General features: G+C 63.8%; 16 protein-coding genes. 9 read left to right on the top strand and 7 right to left on the bottom strand.

Annotated features, from left to right (window positions below):
* Nucleotides 1-8 precede the first annotated feature (8 nt).
* The gene (locus tag BMY38_RS05600) at nucleotides 9-527 is read left to right on the top strand and encodes an SH3 domain-containing protein (protein WP_092761247.1); all 519 of its coding nucleotides are present in this window, start codon (nucleotides 9-11) and stop codon (nucleotides 525-527) included.
* Between the two features lie 8 nt (nucleotides 528-535).
* Here the strand turns inward: BMY38_RS05600 and BMY38_RS05595 are convergent, their stop codons facing one another.
* The 3 genes from BMY38_RS05595 to BMY38_RS05585 all read right to left on the bottom strand — a co-directional run bounded on the left by BMY38_RS05595 (nucleotide 536) and on the right by BMY38_RS05585 (nucleotide 4,012).
* Entirely contained in the window at nucleotides 536-1,372 is an 837-nt protein-coding gene (locus BMY38_RS05595) for an inositol monophosphatase family protein (RefSeq protein WP_092760518.1), read from the bottom strand.
* 43 nt (nucleotides 1,373-1,415) lie between these two features.
* The gene (locus BMY38_RS05590; protein ID WP_092760516.1) at nucleotides 1,416-3,434 is read right to left on the bottom strand and encodes a M3 family metallopeptidase; all 2,019 of its coding nucleotides are present in this window, start codon (nucleotides 3,432-3,434) and stop codon (nucleotides 1,416-1,418) included.
* Between the two features lie 104 nt (nucleotides 3,435-3,538).
* Nucleotides 3,539-4,012, bottom strand: a complete 474-nt coding sequence (locus BMY38_RS05585; RefSeq protein WP_092760514.1) for a pyridoxamine 5'-phosphate oxidase family protein — start codon at nucleotides 4,010-4,012, stop codon at nucleotides 3,539-3,541.
* Between the two features lie 224 nt (nucleotides 4,013-4,236).
* Between BMY38_RS05585 and BMY38_RS18050 the strand changes: the two genes are divergently transcribed.
* Together BMY38_RS18050 and BMY38_RS17885 are read left to right on the top strand one after the other, a co-directional pair.
* Entirely contained in the window at nucleotides 4,237-4,377 is a 141-nt protein-coding gene (locus tag BMY38_RS18050) for a hypothetical protein (RefSeq protein ID WP_175495776.1), read from the top strand.
* A 102-nt stretch (nucleotides 4,378-4,479) separates the two neighbouring features.
* Nucleotides 4,480-4,596: an entericidin gene (locus BMY38_RS17885; RefSeq protein ID WP_139204662.1), complete on the top strand. Its 117-nt coding sequence runs from the start codon at nucleotides 4,480-4,482 to the stop codon at nucleotides 4,594-4,596.
* Nucleotides 4,597-4,828: 232 nt separating this feature from the next.
* Here BMY38_RS17885 and lepA read toward each other — a convergent pair whose 3' ends face one another.
* Together lepA and BMY38_RS05575 are read right to left on the bottom strand one after the other, a co-directional pair.
* The gene (gene lepA, locus BMY38_RS05580) at nucleotides 4,829-6,631 is read right to left on the bottom strand and encodes a translation elongation factor 4 (RefSeq protein ID WP_092760512.1); all 1,803 of its coding nucleotides are present in this window, start codon (nucleotides 6,629-6,631) and stop codon (nucleotides 4,829-4,831) included.
* Nucleotides 6,632-6,905: 274 nt separating this feature from the next.
* A complete protein-coding gene (locus tag BMY38_RS05575; protein WP_092760510.1) occupies nucleotides 6,906-8,438 on the bottom strand; it encodes a catalase in 1,533 nt (510 codons plus the stop codon).
* Between the two features lie 547 nt (nucleotides 8,439-8,985).
* On the opposite strand from BMY38_RS05575, the gene BMY38_RS05570 reads away from it, so the two are divergent.
* The 6 genes from BMY38_RS05570 (at nucleotide 8,986) to BMY38_RS05545 (ending at nucleotide 13,774) form a co-directional block, all read left to right on the top strand.
* Nucleotides 8,986-10,266 (top strand): DEAD/DEAH box helicase, encoded by a 1,281-nt coding sequence (locus BMY38_RS05570; RefSeq protein ID WP_092760508.1) that lies wholly within the window; start codon nucleotides 8,986-8,988, stop codon nucleotides 10,264-10,266.
* A 76-nt stretch (nucleotides 10,267-10,342) separates the two neighbouring features.
* On the top strand, nucleotides 10,343-10,900 hold the full coding sequence (locus tag BMY38_RS05565) for a hypothetical protein (RefSeq protein WP_092760506.1): 558 nt from the start codon (nucleotides 10,343-10,345) through the stop codon (nucleotides 10,898-10,900).
* 88 nt (nucleotides 10,901-10,988) lie between these two features.
* Nucleotides 10,989-11,342, top strand: coding sequence for a hypothetical protein (locus BMY38_RS05560; RefSeq protein WP_245737503.1), 354 nt, complete (start codon nucleotides 10,989-10,991; stop codon nucleotides 11,340-11,342).
* The gene (locus BMY38_RS05555; RefSeq protein WP_092760504.1) at nucleotides 11,335-11,874 is read left to right on the top strand and encodes a hypothetical protein; all 540 of its coding nucleotides are present in this window, start codon (nucleotides 11,335-11,337) and stop codon (nucleotides 11,872-11,874) included. The genes BMY38_RS05560 and BMY38_RS05555 overlap by 8 nt, the downstream gene beginning before the upstream one ends.
* A 54-nt stretch (nucleotides 11,875-11,928) precedes the next feature.
* Complete coding sequence (locus BMY38_RS05550; RefSeq protein ID WP_092760502.1) at nucleotides 11,929-12,612, top strand: NAD-dependent deacylase; 684 nt, start codon at nucleotides 11,929-11,931, stop codon at nucleotides 12,610-12,612.
* 283 nt (nucleotides 12,613-12,895) lie between these two features.
* Entirely contained in the window at nucleotides 12,896-13,774 is an 879-nt protein-coding gene (locus BMY38_RS05545; RefSeq protein WP_092760500.1) for a LysR family transcriptional regulator, read from the top strand.
* Nucleotides 13,775-13,822: 48 nt separating this feature from the next.
* On the opposite strand, the gene rpmB is transcribed toward BMY38_RS05545, so the two are convergent.
* On the bottom strand, nucleotides 13,823-14,125 hold the full coding sequence (gene rpmB, locus BMY38_RS05540; protein ID WP_092760498.1) for a 50S ribosomal protein L28: 303 nt from the start codon (nucleotides 14,123-14,125) through the stop codon (nucleotides 13,823-13,825).
* Between the two features lie 132 nt (nucleotides 14,126-14,257).
* Nucleotides 14,258-15,235: a methylmalonyl Co-A mutase-associated GTPase MeaB gene (meaB, locus tag BMY38_RS05535; protein WP_092760496.1), complete on the bottom strand. Its 978-nt coding sequence runs from the start codon at nucleotides 15,233-15,235 to the stop codon at nucleotides 14,258-14,260.
* Nucleotides 15,236-15,295 lie beyond the last annotated feature (60 nt).

Here is a 15,295-nt window from a genome sequence, read left to right as displayed (position 1 = left end):
GCAGGCACATGCGGAACATTCTATCTATTCTGGCCCTGGCCATGCTTCTGGCCGTTCAATCCCTGCTGTTCGCCGTTCCTGCCCATGCACAGGAGGACGGGCGCGGGCCGGTCACCGGGCTGCCCATGCCCCGTTTCGTGTCGATGAAGGTGGACGAGGGATACGCCCGGCGCGGCCCCTCCTCGACACACAGGATCGACTGGGTATTCCAGCGCCGCAACATGCCGCTGCTTCTGGTGGACGAATACGGCCAATGGCGGCGCGTACAGGACCGCGAAGGCGCGGGCGGCTGGATGCATTATTCGCTGCTATCGGGAAATCGCAGCGTCATCGTGGAGCCGGATATAGTCGATCTGTATCGCCGCCCCTCTGCTCAGGCGCCGGTCTCGGCGCGATTGCAGAGCGGTGTCGTGGCCTGGCTGGGCGAGTGCCAGGACGAGTGGTGCATGATCGAGGCGCAAGGCGTCGAGGGCTGGGCCCCGACAACCGCGCTCTGGGGCGTGGCACCGGAAGATGTGGGGCACTGACGCCAGCTTCAGGCGTCACCCAGGGCAGTGTTGAAAGTGGTCGCAAGCTGCTGCCACATGCCTTCGGACCGGGCATTCAAAAGCCGGCCTTCTGTCATGGTCGGATGGTATTCGCTGCCGTCCAGCAGACGCGACACGCCGCCTGCCTCCTGCAGGATCAGAACGCCCGCCGCGTGGTCCCAGACGTTGAGCATCCCGTTCAGGCAGAAGTCCGAGCCACCCAGGACCAGCATCCTGTATTCGTGCAGCGATGCGCCCATGGAATTGGCCCGACGGAACAGAGGCGTCGTCGCGGCTAGAGCGGGCTGGACCGCCAAGGGATAGAGGTATCCGCCGGTGTTGCCGCGCAGGCGGTCATAGGGCGTGTCGTCCTGCAACGTGCTCAGGCGGCGCGATTTGCCCCCGCGATGAAACCACGACCCCGCCCCGCGCGCGGCCACGATCCAGTCATCGAAACTGGGGTCGTAGAGCATGCCCCAGACCGTCACCCCGTCTTCGATCACTGCGGTGATGACGCCGTAGTTGGCGATCCCGTGGGCGTAATTCCAGGTCCCGTCGATCGGGTCGATGATGGTGACGCGCCCCTGTCCCACGCGGTCCAGAAGGCTGCGGTCTTCGGCCACGGCCTCCTCGCCGATAACGGTATCGCCCGGCAGAATGGTGTGGATGCGGGCAGTCAATGCATCTTCGGCGGCCTTGTCGGCGACCGTCACCAGATCGTCGAACGCGGCCTTGGCGTCTATGTCGCCGTCACCCAGATTGCGGAACCGGGGCAGAATTTCCGCCGCAGCGACGTCGCGGACGGCTTGGACGATATCGTTCGATTGGGCGGCGGTCAGGGGCATTGATGTTGTCCAGTCCAGATGGGGTCAAGGCGGGGTTGCGAGGTCAGGCGGCGGCGTCCAGCCCCCGCCCCTTCAGCAAAGCCTCTGCGCCGGGCAGTCTCCCCCGGAAGGCGATGTAGAGATCGGCGGCGTCCCTGGATCCGCCAGTCGACAGGATATGTTCCTCCAGCCTGGTGGCGAGGGTCGGGTCGAACGGATCATTCGCCTCCTCGAAGGCGGCGAAGGCATCGGCGTCCATCACCTCTGACCACATATAGCTGTAGTAGCCGGCAGAATAACCGTCGCCAGAGAAGACATGCGCGAAATGCGGCGTCGCGTGGCGCATCCGGATCGGACGCGGCATCCCGATCGTTTCGAGGATTTCGGCCTGTTTCTGCATCGGATCGGCGGGGGGCGGGCCGTTGTGAAACTCCAGATCGACCAGCGCGGAAGCGACGTATTCCACCGTCGCGAACCCCATATCGTAGGTCGAGGCGGCCAGAAGTCTATCGCGCAGGGCGTCGGGCATCGCCGCGCCGGTTTCGGCGTGGGTGGCGAATTCGGCAAGGACTACGGGAATGTCCAGCCAGTGTTCGTAAAGCTGGCTGGGCAGTTCGACGAAATCGCGTGCGACAGAGGTGCCGCTGATCGACTGATAGGTCACGTCCGACAGCATCTGGTGCAGGGCGTGACCGAATTCATGAAACAAAGTGCGCGCGTCGTCATAGGACAGCAATGCCGGATCGGCATGGGTGAAATTGCAGACATTCACCACGATGGGACGAATGTTGCTGTCGAGTCTGGATTGCGAACGCATCGCACTGCACCATGCACCCGACCGCTTGCTGGGCCGCGCGAAGTAATCGCCGAGGAAGACAGCGACGTGTTCGCCGTCGCGCGTCACTTCCCAGCCCCGCACGTCAGGGTGATAGAACGGGCCGTCCAGCGGTCTGAACTCCAGCCCGAACAGCCGTGTGGCGCAGGCAAAGGCGGCGTCAATCATCCGGTCGAGCTGAAAGAAGGGCTTGAGTTCGGCCTCGTCCAGGTCATGCAACTCCAGACGCCGCTTTTCGGAATAGAAGCGCCAGTCCCACGGCTCCAGCGGGCCCGTGATACCATCCACCTGCGCCATGCGCGCAAGGTGTTCCGCATCGGCCAGCGCCGCCGTCCGCGCCGGATGCCAGACCTGCATCAGCAGGTCCCGCACTGCTTCGGGCGTCTTGGCCATTTCGGTTTCCAGCTTGTAATCGGCGAAGCTGTCATAGCCCAGCAATTGCGCGCGTTCGTGACGCAAGGCCAGGATTTCGGCTGCATGGGTCCGATTGTCGGTCTGGCCCCCGTTGGCACCGCGGGCGACCCAGGCTTCATAGGCTTTCTGTCGCAGGTCCCGGCGGGGCGAGAATTGCAGAAACGGCACGATCAGCGAGCGGTTGAGAGTGATGGCGGGACCGGGGCGGTCGCGTTCCTTACCGGCGGCGCGGGCGGCGGATTTCACGAACTCGGGCAGGCCCGCCAGGTCGTCTTCCGACAGGTCCATGAACCATTCCCGTTCATCCGCCAGAAGGTTCTGGCCGAAGGCGGTGCCCAGAGTTGCAAGGCGCGATTTGATGGCAGTCAGGCGAGCGGCCCTGTCTCCGGTCAGCGCCGCGCCGGAGCGAACGAACCCCCGCCGCGTCAACATCAGCACACGTGCCTGCTCCTCGCTCAGACCCAGCGTATCGCGTCGGCTCCACAGGTCCTCGATCCGGGCGAAAAGTTTGGCGTTGTTGGTTATTTCCGAAGAATAGGCGGATAGTTTGGGGGCCATGTCACGCTGAAGGTCTTCGCGTGCCGGGGTACTGTCGGCCCCGGCAAGGTTGTAGAAGACGCCCGCGACCCGGTCGAGGGTGCGGTCGGCACGTTCCAGCGCTTCGATTGTGTTCTCGAAGGTCGGGGTATCGGGGTTTTCCGCAACTGCGGCGACGGCTTCGCGACCTTCAGCTATGCCTTGATCAAACGCGGGGGCGAAATGTTCGTCTTCGATGGCGGCGAAGGGCGGCAGGGCGAACGGGCCGGACCAGTCGGTCAACAGCGGGTTTGTCATGAGAGGATCTCCTTTTGCCACAAGCTAGGCGCGGCGTGGCGGAGTTGCCAGAGGCGGCGTCCGGCAACACGACAATGTCGCCGGACACGGTTTACCGCACCATGTCAGTCGTCCAGGCGAACCTGAGCGGCCTTGTCGCGGTAATCTTCCTTGGGATCGTTCCCCATCAGCATCTTGATGCCCGCCACAAGGGAGGACCCGTCTTCCCAGATATGCGCGTCTGTTGCATCGTAGCGCACGAGGGTCAGTTCGGGATCGTCCTTGCCATCATACCAGGCGGCGACGAAGGGGTTCCAGAGTCGATCGATAACGGCGCGATCGTTATCGATGACGAGGGTGCCGGTAGCGCTGGCCCAGAGGTCGTGGCCCTTGGAAGCGAAGGTCATGATTCCGACTTTCGCCTTTGCATCCAACGTCTTGCCCAGATCTGTGCCGGTGCTGGTGAAGAACCAGATTGGCCCTTCCTCCCCGTCGATGCTGGCGGTCATCGGACGGGGTTTGACCCCATCGCAGCCGAGAAAGACGGTCATGTCGGATTTCAGGGCCTTCCAGAATTTTCGTTCGAGATCGTTGCTCATCCGGGTCTCCTCGATGTTTGCAGTCTCCTCTGTCAACGTGGTCTGGGTGGCTGGCGTTCCATGGTCGGACACGATTTCCGGGACTGCAATTCGACGGGTGATGTATGGGTGATCTGCGGGTGATGCGCGTCGGACGTGATCCGCGCGAGACCTGCCGCGGGAACCGATGGACACTTCCGCGCGTTGCCCACATCATAATCTGATAATAATCCCAGGAGACCGCCATGAAATCCCGCCTGATCCGTATTCTCGCACTCACGATGCTTCTGCCCACCGTGTCCGGCTGCGCCGCCGCAGCCCTTGGCGCAGGCGGTGCCATCGCCGCCGATACGGTGGCTGAGGACCAGGGCGGCAACCTGTTCTGATATCGGGACTTGGCGGCGCGGCCTTCGTCTGAAACGATACGAACGTCAGCCGGTGACCGCTCCGCTGGGGCGGCCCGGCCACGTTCAATTCAGGAGACGACAATGCTGCGTATCGTACTGGCCATGACACTGCTCACGGGGCTGGCCGCCTGCGAAACCACCAAGGGGTTCATCAAGGACTCGGAGAACGTCGGACAGGCGATCGTCAACGGCGGGTGAGGTGAGGTTGGGCGTCAGTCCGATGGCGCGTGCCAGTGGTGCGCGCCCAAGGTCAGGATAGATTGATTTTCGCCAGAAAATTTAAGATCTGCCACTCATCCACCGAACTTTCAAAAATCACCGTCCCACGCCACTTCACCGCGTGGGCACGCGCCTTTCTGCGAAAGACGCTGACGCCCACCATCCCAAGTCCGCCTCAGATCCGCCTCAGACGCCCGCAAGCCGGACAGCCTTAGCTGTCCATCTTCAACGCATTTATAAACGCCGACTGCGGGATCTCAACTTTCCCGAACTGGCGCATCTTCTTCTTGCCCGCCTTCTGCTTCTCCAGCAGCTTCTTCTTCCGGGTCGCGTCGCCGCCATAGCATTTCGCCGTCACGTCCTTGCGCATCGCCGAGAGGGTTTCGCGGGCGATGACCTTGCCGCCGATGGCCGCCTGGATCGGGATCTTGAACATGTGGCGCGGGATCAGTTCCTTGAGTTTCTCGACCATGGCGCGGCCCCGGGCCTCGGCGCGGTCGCGGTGGACCATCATCGAGAGGGCGTCGACCGGCTCGTCGTTGACGAGGACGGACATCTTGACCAGCGCATCCTCGCGGTAGCCGATCATCTGGTAGTCGAAGCTTGCATACCCTTTGGTAACACTTTTCAGCCTATCGTAGAAATCGAACACCACTTCATTGAGGGGGAGATCATAGACGACCATGGCGCGGGGCCCGGCATAGGTCAGGTCCATCTGGATGCCGCGCCGGTCCTGGCAGAGTTTCAGCACGTCGCCGAGGTAGTCATCGGGCACGAGGATGGTGGCCTTGATGCGCGGCTCCTCCAGATGATCGACGTGGGTCAGGTCGGGCATGTCGGCGGGGTTGTGCAGCTCGGTCATGGTGCCGTCGCGCATATGGATGTGATAGACGACCGAGGGCGCGGTGGTGATCAGGTCGATGTCGTATTCGCGTTCGATGCGGTCCCGGATGACCTCCAGATGCAGCAGGCCGAGGAATCCGCAGCGGAAGCCGAAGCCGAGGGCGGCCGACGATTCGACCTCGAAGCTGAAGGACGCGTCGTTGAGGGCGAGTTTGTCGATGGCGTCGCGCAGGTCTTCAAAAAGGGCGGAGTCGACGGGGAACAGGCCGCAGAACACGACGGGCTGCGAGGGTTTGAAACCGGGCAGCGCCTTGTCGGTGCCGCGCTTTTCGTGGGTGATGGTATCACCCACGCGCGTGTCGCGGACCTGTTTGATGGAGGCGGTGAGGAAGCCGATCTCGCCCGGACCCAGTTCGTCGATTTCGGTCATCGGCGGGCGGAACACGCCGATGCGGTCGACGTGGTGGGTGGTGTTGTTGGACATGAAGCGGACGCGGTCGCCCTTTTTCAGCCGCCCGTCGATGATGCGGACAAGCACGATGACGCCCAGATAGCTGTCGTACCAGGAATCGACGAGCATGGCCTTGAGCGGTGCGTCGATGTCGCCCCTGGGCGCGGGAAGGCGGTCGACGACGGCCTGCAGCGTTTCGCGGATGCCCTGCCCGGTTTTGGCGGAGACCAGCAGCGCGTCGGAGGCGTCGATGCCGATGACATCCTCGATCTGTTCGCGGACGCGGTCAGGCTCTGACGCGGGCAGGTCGATCTTGTTGAGGACGGGGACGATCTCGTGGTCGGCGTCGATGGCCTGATAGACGTTGGCCAGCGTCTGCGCCTCGACGCCCTGGGTCGAGTCGACGACCAGCAGGGAGCCTTCGACGGCGCGCATCGACCGCGACACTTCGTAGGCGAAGTCGACGTGGCCGGGGGTGTCGATCAGGTTGAGGACGTAGGTCAGCCCGTCCGCTGCGATAAAGTCGATGCGGACAGTATTGGCCTTGATGGTGATGCCGCGTTCACGCTCGATATCCATGGAGTCGAGCATCTGTTCCTTCATGTCGCGCAGGGCGACAGTGTTCGTCTCCTGGATCAGACGGTCGGCGAGCGTCGACTTGCCATGGTCGATATGCGCGACGATCGAGAAATTGCGGATACGGGCGAGGTCGGTCGTCATTTGGGCGGCCTGTCGGTAAGGGTTCCGAAGGCAGATACAACGGGGTTCGGGCGGCGGAAAGGGGGTCGGGTATCGCGACCCTGCCGTGGCGGCCCGAACCGACCCGGCGCAGGGCCGGATCGGACAGGACGATTACACCTTCGGCGCGCATGCGGACGATCAGTGGAGCGAGGCCACGTTGACGTCGTGTCCCGCGGTATGGCCGACCCTGCGACCGAGCCGGGTGGGGACGTGTCCGAGGTGAGGGCGGTCCCCCTGCCCCGGACGGGAACGGTTATTCGGCGGCCTGTTTGCCTCTGATGCTCTGGGCCGAGGCAAGGCCGGGGGCATTGGATTTGCCGCCAAGCTTCTCGCGCACCTTGGCTTCGATCTTGTCGCCCGTGGCGCCGTCGATGTTGCGCCAGTATTCGAAGGCGCGTTGCAGCACCTTTTCGCTGACGCCGTTGCTCAGGTGTCCGGCGGCATTCGTCACCAGCCGGTCGCGGGCGGCGTCGTCCATCACGTCGCGCACCAGGATGCCGGCCTGACTCCAGTCGTCGTCGTCCTCGCGCAGGGTGTAGGCCTGACGGACCATGTCACCGTCGGCATGCCAGAGCCCGGCTTCGGCACCGGGATCGGGCTGTGCCGAGGGGCCGCCGTAGGAATTGGGCGCATAGACCGGGTCCGAGACCTTTTCCGTGCGTCCCGCGCCGTCCTTCGAATAGCTGTGGACCGGCACCTGTGGCTTGTTCACCGGAATCTGCTTGTAGTTCACACCCAGCCGGGCGCGGTGGGCGTCGGCATAGGAAAAACCCCGCGCCAGCAGCATCTTGTCCGGCGACAGTCCGATACCGGGCACCATGTTGTTCGGCTCGAAGGCCAGTTGCTCGATCTCGGTGTGGAAATCGGTCGGGTTGCGGTTCAGAACCAGTTTGCCGACTTCCATCAGGGGGTAGTCCGCATGGGGCCAGACCTTGGTCAGATCGAAGGGGTTGAGGTGATAGGTCCTGGCGTCCTCGTAGGGCATGACCTGCCATTTGAGGGTCCAGCTTGGCGGGTTTCCATCCTGGATCGCGGTGAAGAGATCGCGGCGGTGGTAGTCGCCGTCCATTCCGGCGAGCTTGTCGGCCTCGTCCTGGCTCAGGTAGGCGTTGCCGTCACCCTGATCGGTGTGGAAGTGGAACTTCACCCAGAACCGCTCGCCGTCGGCATTGGTCAGCGAATAGGTGTGGCTCGAGTAGCCATTCATCTCGCGCCAGGACTTCGGGATGCCGCGGTCCCCCATGAGATATGTCACCTGATGGGCGCTTTCGGGCGACAGGGTCCAGAAATCCCACTGCATGTCGTGGTCGCGCATGTTGTTGTCGGCACGGCGCTTCTGGCTGCGGATGAAGTGCTGAAACTTCAGCGGGTCGCGGATGAAGAAGATGGGCGTGTTGTTTCCGACCATGTCGAAATTGCCGTCCTCGGTATACATCTTGACAGAGAAGCCGCGCGGATCGCGCCATGTGTCGGGGCTGCCCCGTTCACCGGCGACGGTCGAGAAACGGACCGCGACATCGCAGGATGCGCCGGGCTGAAAGATCGCGGCCTTGGTATAGCGGGTGACGTCCTGCGTGATCTCGAAGGTGCCGAATGCGCCGGAGCCCTTGGCGTGGGGCTGACGCTCGGGAATACGTTCCCGATTGAAGTTCGCCATCTGTTCCAGAAGGTAGGCATCATGCAGGAGAATCGGCCCGTCCGGGCCGACGGTCAGCGAATGTTCATCGCTTTGGACGCGGATGCCCGCATCCGTAGTGGTAGGGGGACCATTCTTGCGGTCGGTCATGGCTCTCTCCGATGTTTGGATACGTCTAGACAAACCGCCAGCGGGGGCGGAACGTTCCCATATCGGGGTAAAAGTCGTGAACGGGGACCGGCGGCACGTCGGTGGCCTTCAGCGAACGGCTGCGATCCGGCGTTACGTGGCGGTGCCGCCGGATTTGACTGGAGCGGCATTTTTTGCAAGGGCGGCAGCAGATAAATCGGATCCATGCCTTCATCGGTCACCTGCTCGTGCAGGACGACGAGGTTTCGCCGCAACAGAGATCGCTCCTGTCGCCGCGCCGTGCCATTCAGCCGCAGGCCCGGGGCGGAGCGGCGCGGAACGTGCCATTGACATGCCGCCCGCCGTGCCCCAAATGCCTCTCAACCCCGCCCCTTGGGCCGCGTGAGCCGGGTGTCCGATGACGGACATCCTCAGCGACGGGCGGGTTTGCTTCCCCAAGGATCACGCCAGGGCAGCGCGACCTGACCCCATGACGGGGCGCGTCGTGACCCCTCCCCCGCGTTCCACCGGGAACGCCGTTACGCGCATCGGCGCGAAGGAAAAGTACATGGATTTCGACATGCTGGGGCTGAAGCCTCGCCTGATTACCGCCCTGAACGACATGGGCATCAAGGACCCGACCCCGATCCAGAAGCAGGCCATTCCGCCGGCGCTGGACGGGCGTGACGTCATGGGCCTTGCCCAGACCGGAACCGGCAAGACCGCCGCATTCGGCCTGCCGCTGATTCAGCATCTCATGGAGGGCGATGTGCGCCCGAACCCGCGCTGCGCCCGCGCGTTGATCCTGGCCCCCACGCGCGAGTTGGTGAACCAGATCGGCGAGAGCCTGGACGGGTTCATCAAGGGCAGCCACATGAAGGTCGCCAAGGTTGTCGGCGGCGTCGGCATCAACCCGCAGATCAAGCGGCTGGAACGTGGCGTGGACCTGCTGGTCGCGACACCCGGACGCCTGATCGACCTGATGGATCGCGGTGCGGTCAACCTGTCCGAGAGCCATTTTCTGGTTCTGGACGAGGCTGACCAGATGCTGGACATGGGCTTTATCCACGCGCTGAAGAAGATCGCCCTGAAGCTGCCGAAAGAGCGTCAGACCCTGCTGTTCTCGGCGACGATGCCGAAGGACATGGAAAGTCTGGCCGCGACATATCTGGACAAGCCGGTTCGGGTGCAGGTCGCGACTTCCGGTCAGACCGCAGACAAGATCGAGCAGTCGATCCACTATATCGCCAAGTCTGAAAAGCCCGGACTTTTGCTGGACCTGCTGCGCGACCACCCGAACGAGGCGGCGCTGGTTTTCGCGCGCACAAAGCACGGGTCGGACCGTCTGGCCAAGCAGTTGACCGGCGCGGGCGTCAATGCCGTCGCGATCCACGGCAACCGCAGCCAGGGTCAGCGGACCCGCGCGCTGGAGGCGTTCACCAATGGCGATGCGCCGGTTCTGGTGGCAACGGATGTGGCCGCGCGGGGTCTGGATATCCCGGTTGTCAAGCACGTCTATAACTACGAACTGCCGAACGTGCCCGAAACTTACGTTCACCGCATCGGGCGGACAGCGCGGGCCGGGCGCGAGGGTGCCGCGATCACATTGTGCGCGCCCGACGAAATGGGCGAGCTGAAGGACATCGAGAAGGTCATCAGGGGGTCGATCCCTGTGGCATCCGGCAGCCGCTGGACGCCGGCGCAGGAGGAGGCCAAGCCCAAGCAGAACCGGGGCGGTGGCGGCGGTCGTCGTCAGGGCGGCGGCGGTCAGCGTCAGGGCGCCCCCAAGGGCGCACGCCCCGGCGGCGGTGGCGGCAATCGCCGTCGGCGTCCCCGGCAGAGCGCCTGAGGCACGGCGTGGCATCTCCGACTTGCCCTGCGCCGACGCGCGGGGCAATCTGATGCCACCAGCCCGGAGGCCTGAAATGACGCGTTTTTCTGCTCGAATCGCCCTGATTCTGACGTTTGCGATGCTGTTTCCAGGTTCGCTTGCGGCGCAGGAAACGGGTGAGCGGTTGCAGATCGTGGCCCCCGAAGGCTTTGTCGAATACCGCAGCAGCGGCGTGAACGGGACGGCATTGATAGAGTTCGTACCTGACGGACAGACGACCGAAGACTGGACACAGAAGGTATCGCTTCAATTCCTGCCGTCGATCCAGGAGCCGGTCGCTTTCACCGACGCCGTCTCGCAGTCCGTCATGCAGGCCTGCGCCAGTGCGGAAGTCGCGCAGATCTCGCAACCGACCGAAGCCGGACATGCCACCTCGCTGATCCTTGTCGGCTGCCCGCTGTCGCCCGCGACGGGCAAGCCCGAGTATTTTCTGATGAAGGCCATTGCCGGACACGATCGTCTGTATGTCGTGCAGATGGCATGGGCCGGGCCGCGCCCCACGCCGGACGATGTGACGACATGGTCCGTCTGGCTGCGGCGTGTCGTGGCGTGTGACGAAGGAAGCACGGAGGCCGCCTGCGCAGGTGGCTAGAACGGGCGCGGTCCGATAGTCGATTGCCTGTCGGCGACAGCTCTGGCATTGTTCGGTCAAAACATATGACCGGAGGCCTGAGCAGCTTATGAATCCGATCAAGAAAGCCCCCCTGGCACTGCTTCTGGTGCTGTCTGCCTGTGGCGGAAGCGGTGCCGTAGGCGGTGGCCCGCGCGATGCGCCGATCCGAAGTTTCGCGACCGGCCCGATCTATTCCGCCTGTAATGCTTCGGACCGCAATGCGGCCTCCAGAAGCCTCTGCGGTTGTATTCAGGCATCGGCCAATACGATTTTGAGCAAGGGTGAACAATCGCGTGCGGTGCAGTTCTTCCGCGATCCGCAAAAGGCGCAGGACGTGCGCCAGTCCGAGCGCGCGCGCGATGAACGCTTCTGGAAACGCTACAGGCAGTTCGTCGAAGTATCGGAACGCGCCTGTGCGTAACGGCGGATTGGCCGCCCTGCTGGCCATCTCCCTTGGCGCGCCTTCCCTGATTGCCATGCCCGCGATGGCGGCTGAAACGCTGCGGTTTTTCCCACCCGACGGGTTTACCGGCGTCCATGTCAGCGAAAGCGACACGGTCCGCCTGTCGGAATATGTGCGCGACGGCGAAGCGCTGGACGGCTGGACGCATGCGATAACGGTTGCGGAACTTCGCGGGACCGGTTGGACCGCGTCGGAATACGTCAGTCAGTTGCAGGCTGATCTGGCGGCGAGTTGTTCGCAGGCATTCGAGATGTCCCCCGACACGTTCGAAGCGGGGGGGCGCACATCCACCATCTCGATCCACGCCTGTCCCAACATGGACATCAGCGGTCGCCCGGAGATCGACCTTGTCCGGGTGATCGAGGGTGCGGACGACAAGTTGTTCGTGATCCAGCGCAGCTGGGTCATCAGCCCGCCGAATGAAGAGTTGCTGGAATGGTCGGACTGGATTAGGGCGTTGCAGGTCTGCGACGATGACGGCTGCGCCTGAACGGATCGCCGCAGTCACGGGACCGGCCAGTTCACTGCGCCTGACGTGCGACGCATGAAACGCATCGTGATCTTATCCGGCGCGGGGCTGAGCGCGGAATCCGGCCTGGGCACGTTCCGCGACGTGGACGGATTATGGACGCGCTACGATCTGGAGGACGTGGCCACACCGGGCGGCTTCGCCCGCGACCCCGCCCTGGTCCACGACTTCTATAATGCGCGCCGGGCCAACATGGCGGCGGCCCGGCCGAACGCGGCGCATGAGGCACTAACGCGGCTGTCGAAGCACGGGGACGTCATGCTGGTCACACAGAACATCGACGACCTGCTGGAGCGTGCCGGCGCCACCGACGTGATCCACATGCACGGAGAGCTTGCGCGGGCGCTGTGCCATGCCTGCGGTGCACGGTGGGTTGCGCCGCCGGTCATGTCGGCGGATGCCCCCTGTCCTGTCTGCAACGCGGCCGCCACCCGGCCCGACGTCGTCTGGTTCGGCGAAATGCCCTATCACATGGACCGCATCGAGGCGGCACTGGCACGGGCCGATCTGTTCGTGTCGATCGGCACCTCCGGCACGGTCTACCCAGCGTCGGGCTTCGTGGATTTGGCGCGGATGGCTGGTGCCGGGACACTTGAGTTGAACCTCGCGGCCTCGGGCGGGCGCTTTGACGCGGTGCGCGAGGGAGCCGCGACGAATGTAGTGGTGGAATGGGTGGCGGAGGTTCTGGACGATGCCTGACCTCCGCCGGTTTCGTCACCAATCAACGCGACGCTCCCACGTCTGGTGGAGCGGATGATCGTCCGCCTTACGGCGCATATGCTCGATATACATGCTTTCATGCGTCGGCATCGGTTTGGCGGGCGGTTTCGATATATGATGCCTCCGCTCACTGCGCGAGAAGAGTGTCTTTAGCGAGAGTTTCATGTCGACCTCCTGATACTTGCTGATAGATCTATCATTGCGCCACTTGATGCGATCCGGCAAAGTAATACGAAACACGATATGTTAGCTGAGGTATCGTATGGAATGGTCGCGACTGCCACCGCTGGCCGCGCTGCGCGCCTTTGAAGCGGCCGCCCGCTGTCGCAGCTTTACGCGCGCCGCGCAGGAGCTGAACGTTACCCATGCGGCCATCGCCCAACATGTTCGCAAGCTGGAAACTGCCCTTGCGCACAGCCTCGTCGTGCGCGACGGGCGCGGCATCGCGGTCACACCCGCCGGGGTGCATCTGGCCGAGGCGCTTACCCTGGGGTTCGGCACAATCGGCGCGGCGGTTGACCGGCTTCAGGCCGACGCCGAGACGCGGCCCCTGTCGCTTTCGGTCACGCCCGCTTTCGCCGCAGGCTGGCTTATGCCGCGGATCGGTGACTTCTGGACGCGCCACCCGGATATTCCGCTTAACATTCAACCAAACGTCGAAGTGTCTGATCTGCGCCGTGACGGAGTAGACATGGCGATCCGGCACGGCGACGGCATATGGCCCGGATTGGATGCCGAGTTGCTGACCGATGGTGACCACTGGGTCGTCGTGCATCCGGACCTGCTGGGCGAATGCCAACCGTCCTGCCTTGGCGACCTTCTGCACCTGCCCTGGCTGCTGGAGCATTACATGTTGGAGCGGCGCGCCATGATCGAACGGGAAGGCATCGACCTGGATGATGTTCGGATGCAATTGATGGAAACGAACTGGATGGTGCTGGCGGCGGCGCAGGCGGGGCATGGCGTGACCGTCCAGCCCAAGTCGCTGGTGGACCGCGACGTCGCAGCGGGCACATTGGTCAAGGTCTGCGAGCTGAACGGCGGATCGTTGGGATATTACCTCGTCACCCTGCCCGGTCGCGTCTCGCCCCGCTTGCGGACACTGCGGCGATGGCTGCACGGACAGGTCGGCAACCGCTGAACAAAAAAAGGGGGCCCAAAGGCCCCCGATTCACATATCTGACAAAGATCAGGCTTCCAGTGCAGCCGCCGTGTCGGAAGACTTGGCGATGTCCTTCTTGATCTTAAGCGCCCGGTCGGACAGGTTGACGTCCTTTTCCTTGGCAAGGAAAGCGTCCAGACCGCCACGGTGATCGACGGTGCGCAGCGCGGCCGCCGAGATGCGCAGCTTGAAGCTGCGACCCAGCGTTTCGGACTGAAGCGACACGTCGTTCAGGTTGGGCAGGAACCGGCGACGCGTTCTGTTATTCGCGTGGCTGACATTGTTGCCCGACATCGGGCCTTTTCCGGTGAGTTCGCAAACGCGCGACATGGGCCACCTCGGGTTTAAGGGTTCATAAAAACAGGTGCAGGGCCGATCAGACGGCCCCGCAGTCGCGGCGTGATAGGCTTAAGGGACAGGGGCGTCAAGGCGGAACATCGGGTTCGGTGTCCCTGCGCGGTATCAGATTCCCAGATCGTCCAGCAGATCGCGTGCGGCGGCGCGGGCGGCACGGCGGCCTTCGGCGACGTCGCGGGCCAGGCGCGTCATGTCTGCGCGCACCTCGGGCGTGTCCAGACGGGCCAACAGACCGGCGCGAACTTCTTCGCGGAACCAGTGCGCGGCCTGCTCGGCGCGACAGGTCGCCCAGTGGCCGTTGTCACGCCGCCAAGTGGCCAGCGTCTGCATCTGCTCCCATGCATCCGCCAATCCCGATGATTCGAGGGCAGAGACGGCCATCGCCCTGGGAAACCCTTCGGGGTCGTTCGGGCGCTTGCGAAGCAGCCGCAAGGCACCCGCGTAATCGGCGACAGTCCGGGTGGCCGTAGATTTCAGGTCGCCATCGGCCTTGTTGACCAGAATCAAGTCGGCGATTTCCATGATGCCGCGCTTGACCCCCTGCAACTCGTCCCCGCCCGCGGGTGCCAGCAACAGAACGAACAGGTCCGAGATTTGCGCCACCATGGTTTCGGACTGACCGACGCCGACGGTTTCGATCAACACGATGTCAAACCCCGCCGCCTCGCACAGGGCCACCGCCTCGCGGGAACGGCGTGCGACACCGCCCAGGTGGCTGGCGGCAGGGGATGGGCGGATGAAGGCGTTCGCGTCACGGCTCAGATGTTCCATCCGCGTCTTGTCGCCCAGAATGGACCCGCCGGTGCGCGCGCTGCTGGGATCGACCGCCAGGACAGCGACCCGCTTGCCCTGCCCCGTCAGCATCAGACCGAATGCTTCGACGAAGGTCGATTTGCCGACACCGGGTGTGCCGGACAGGCCGATGCGCAACGCTTCGCGTCCTGTGTCGCGCAATCCGTCCAGCAGGGCGGCGGCCCGTTCCCGATGATCGGGGCGTGTGCTTTCGACCAGCGTAATCGCGCGGGCCAGTGCCCGGCGGTCGCCGGACAGGATCGGGTCGTGCAACGGGTCATGCGTGGTCATGGGGTTCGGGATGCCCGGCGCGTCGTGGGTTTGCAAGCGCCGCGCGCAATGCCGTAGGGA

The sequence above is a fragment of the Jannaschia helgolandensis genome (assembly GCF_900109285.1).
In the GTDB taxonomy this organism is placed as follows: domain Bacteria; phylum Pseudomonadota; class Alphaproteobacteria; order Rhodobacterales; family Rhodobacteraceae; genus Jannaschia; species Jannaschia helgolandensis.
The sequence above is the reverse complement of the archived record's forward strand: the minus strand, read 5'-3'. Positions and strand labels throughout refer to the sequence as shown.

Bases quoted from the DNA above. Each gene is read 5' to 3' on its own strand.
- BMY38_RS05600 (WP_092761247.1), top strand. From the start codon at position 9: ATGCGGAACATTCTATCTATTCTGGCCCTGGCCATGCTTCTGGCCGTT.
- BMY38_RS05595 (WP_092760518.1), bottom strand. From the start codon at position 1,372: ATGCCCCTGACCGCCGCCCAATCGAACGATATCGTCCAAGCCGTCCGC.
- BMY38_RS05590 (WP_092760516.1), bottom strand. From the start codon at position 3,434: ATGACAAACCCGCTGTTGACCGACTGGTCCGGCCCGTTCGCCCTGCCG.
- BMY38_RS05585 (WP_092760514.1), bottom strand. From the start codon at position 4,012: ATGAGCAACGATCTCGAACGAAAATTCTGGAAGGCCCTGAAATCCGAC.
- BMY38_RS18050 (WP_175495776.1), top strand. From the start codon at position 4,237: ATGAAATCCCGCCTGATCCGTATTCTCGCACTCACGATGCTTCTGCCC.
- BMY38_RS17885 (WP_139204662.1), top strand. From the start codon at position 4,480: ATGCTGCGTATCGTACTGGCCATGACACTGCTCACGGGGCTGGCCGCC.
- lepA (WP_092760512.1), bottom strand. From the start codon at position 6,631: ATGACGACCGACCTCGCCCGTATCCGCAATTTCTCGATCGTCGCGCAT.
- BMY38_RS05575 (WP_092760510.1), bottom strand. From the start codon at position 8,438: ATGACCGACCGCAAGAATGGTCCCCCTACCACTACGGATGCGGGCATC.
- BMY38_RS05570 (WP_092760508.1), top strand. From the start codon at position 8,986: ATGGATTTCGACATGCTGGGGCTGAAGCCTCGCCTGATTACCGCCCTG.
- BMY38_RS05565 (WP_092760506.1), top strand. From the start codon at position 10,343: ATGACGCGTTTTTCTGCTCGAATCGCCCTGATTCTGACGTTTGCGATG.
- BMY38_RS05560 (WP_245737503.1), top strand. From the start codon at position 10,989: ATGAATCCGATCAAGAAAGCCCCCCTGGCACTGCTTCTGGTGCTGTCT.
- BMY38_RS05550 (WP_092760502.1), top strand. From the start codon at position 11,929: ATGAAACGCATCGTGATCTTATCCGGCGCGGGGCTGAGCGCGGAATCC.
- BMY38_RS05545 (WP_092760500.1), top strand. From the start codon at position 12,896: ATGGAATGGTCGCGACTGCCACCGCTGGCCGCGCTGCGCGCCTTTGAA.
- rpmB (WP_092760498.1), bottom strand. From the start codon at position 14,125: ATGTCGCGCGTTTGCGAACTCACCGGAAAAGGCCCGATGTCGGGCAAC.
- meaB (WP_092760496.1), bottom strand. From the start codon at position 15,235: ATGACCACGCATGACCCGTTGCACGACCCGATCCTGTCCGGCGACCGC.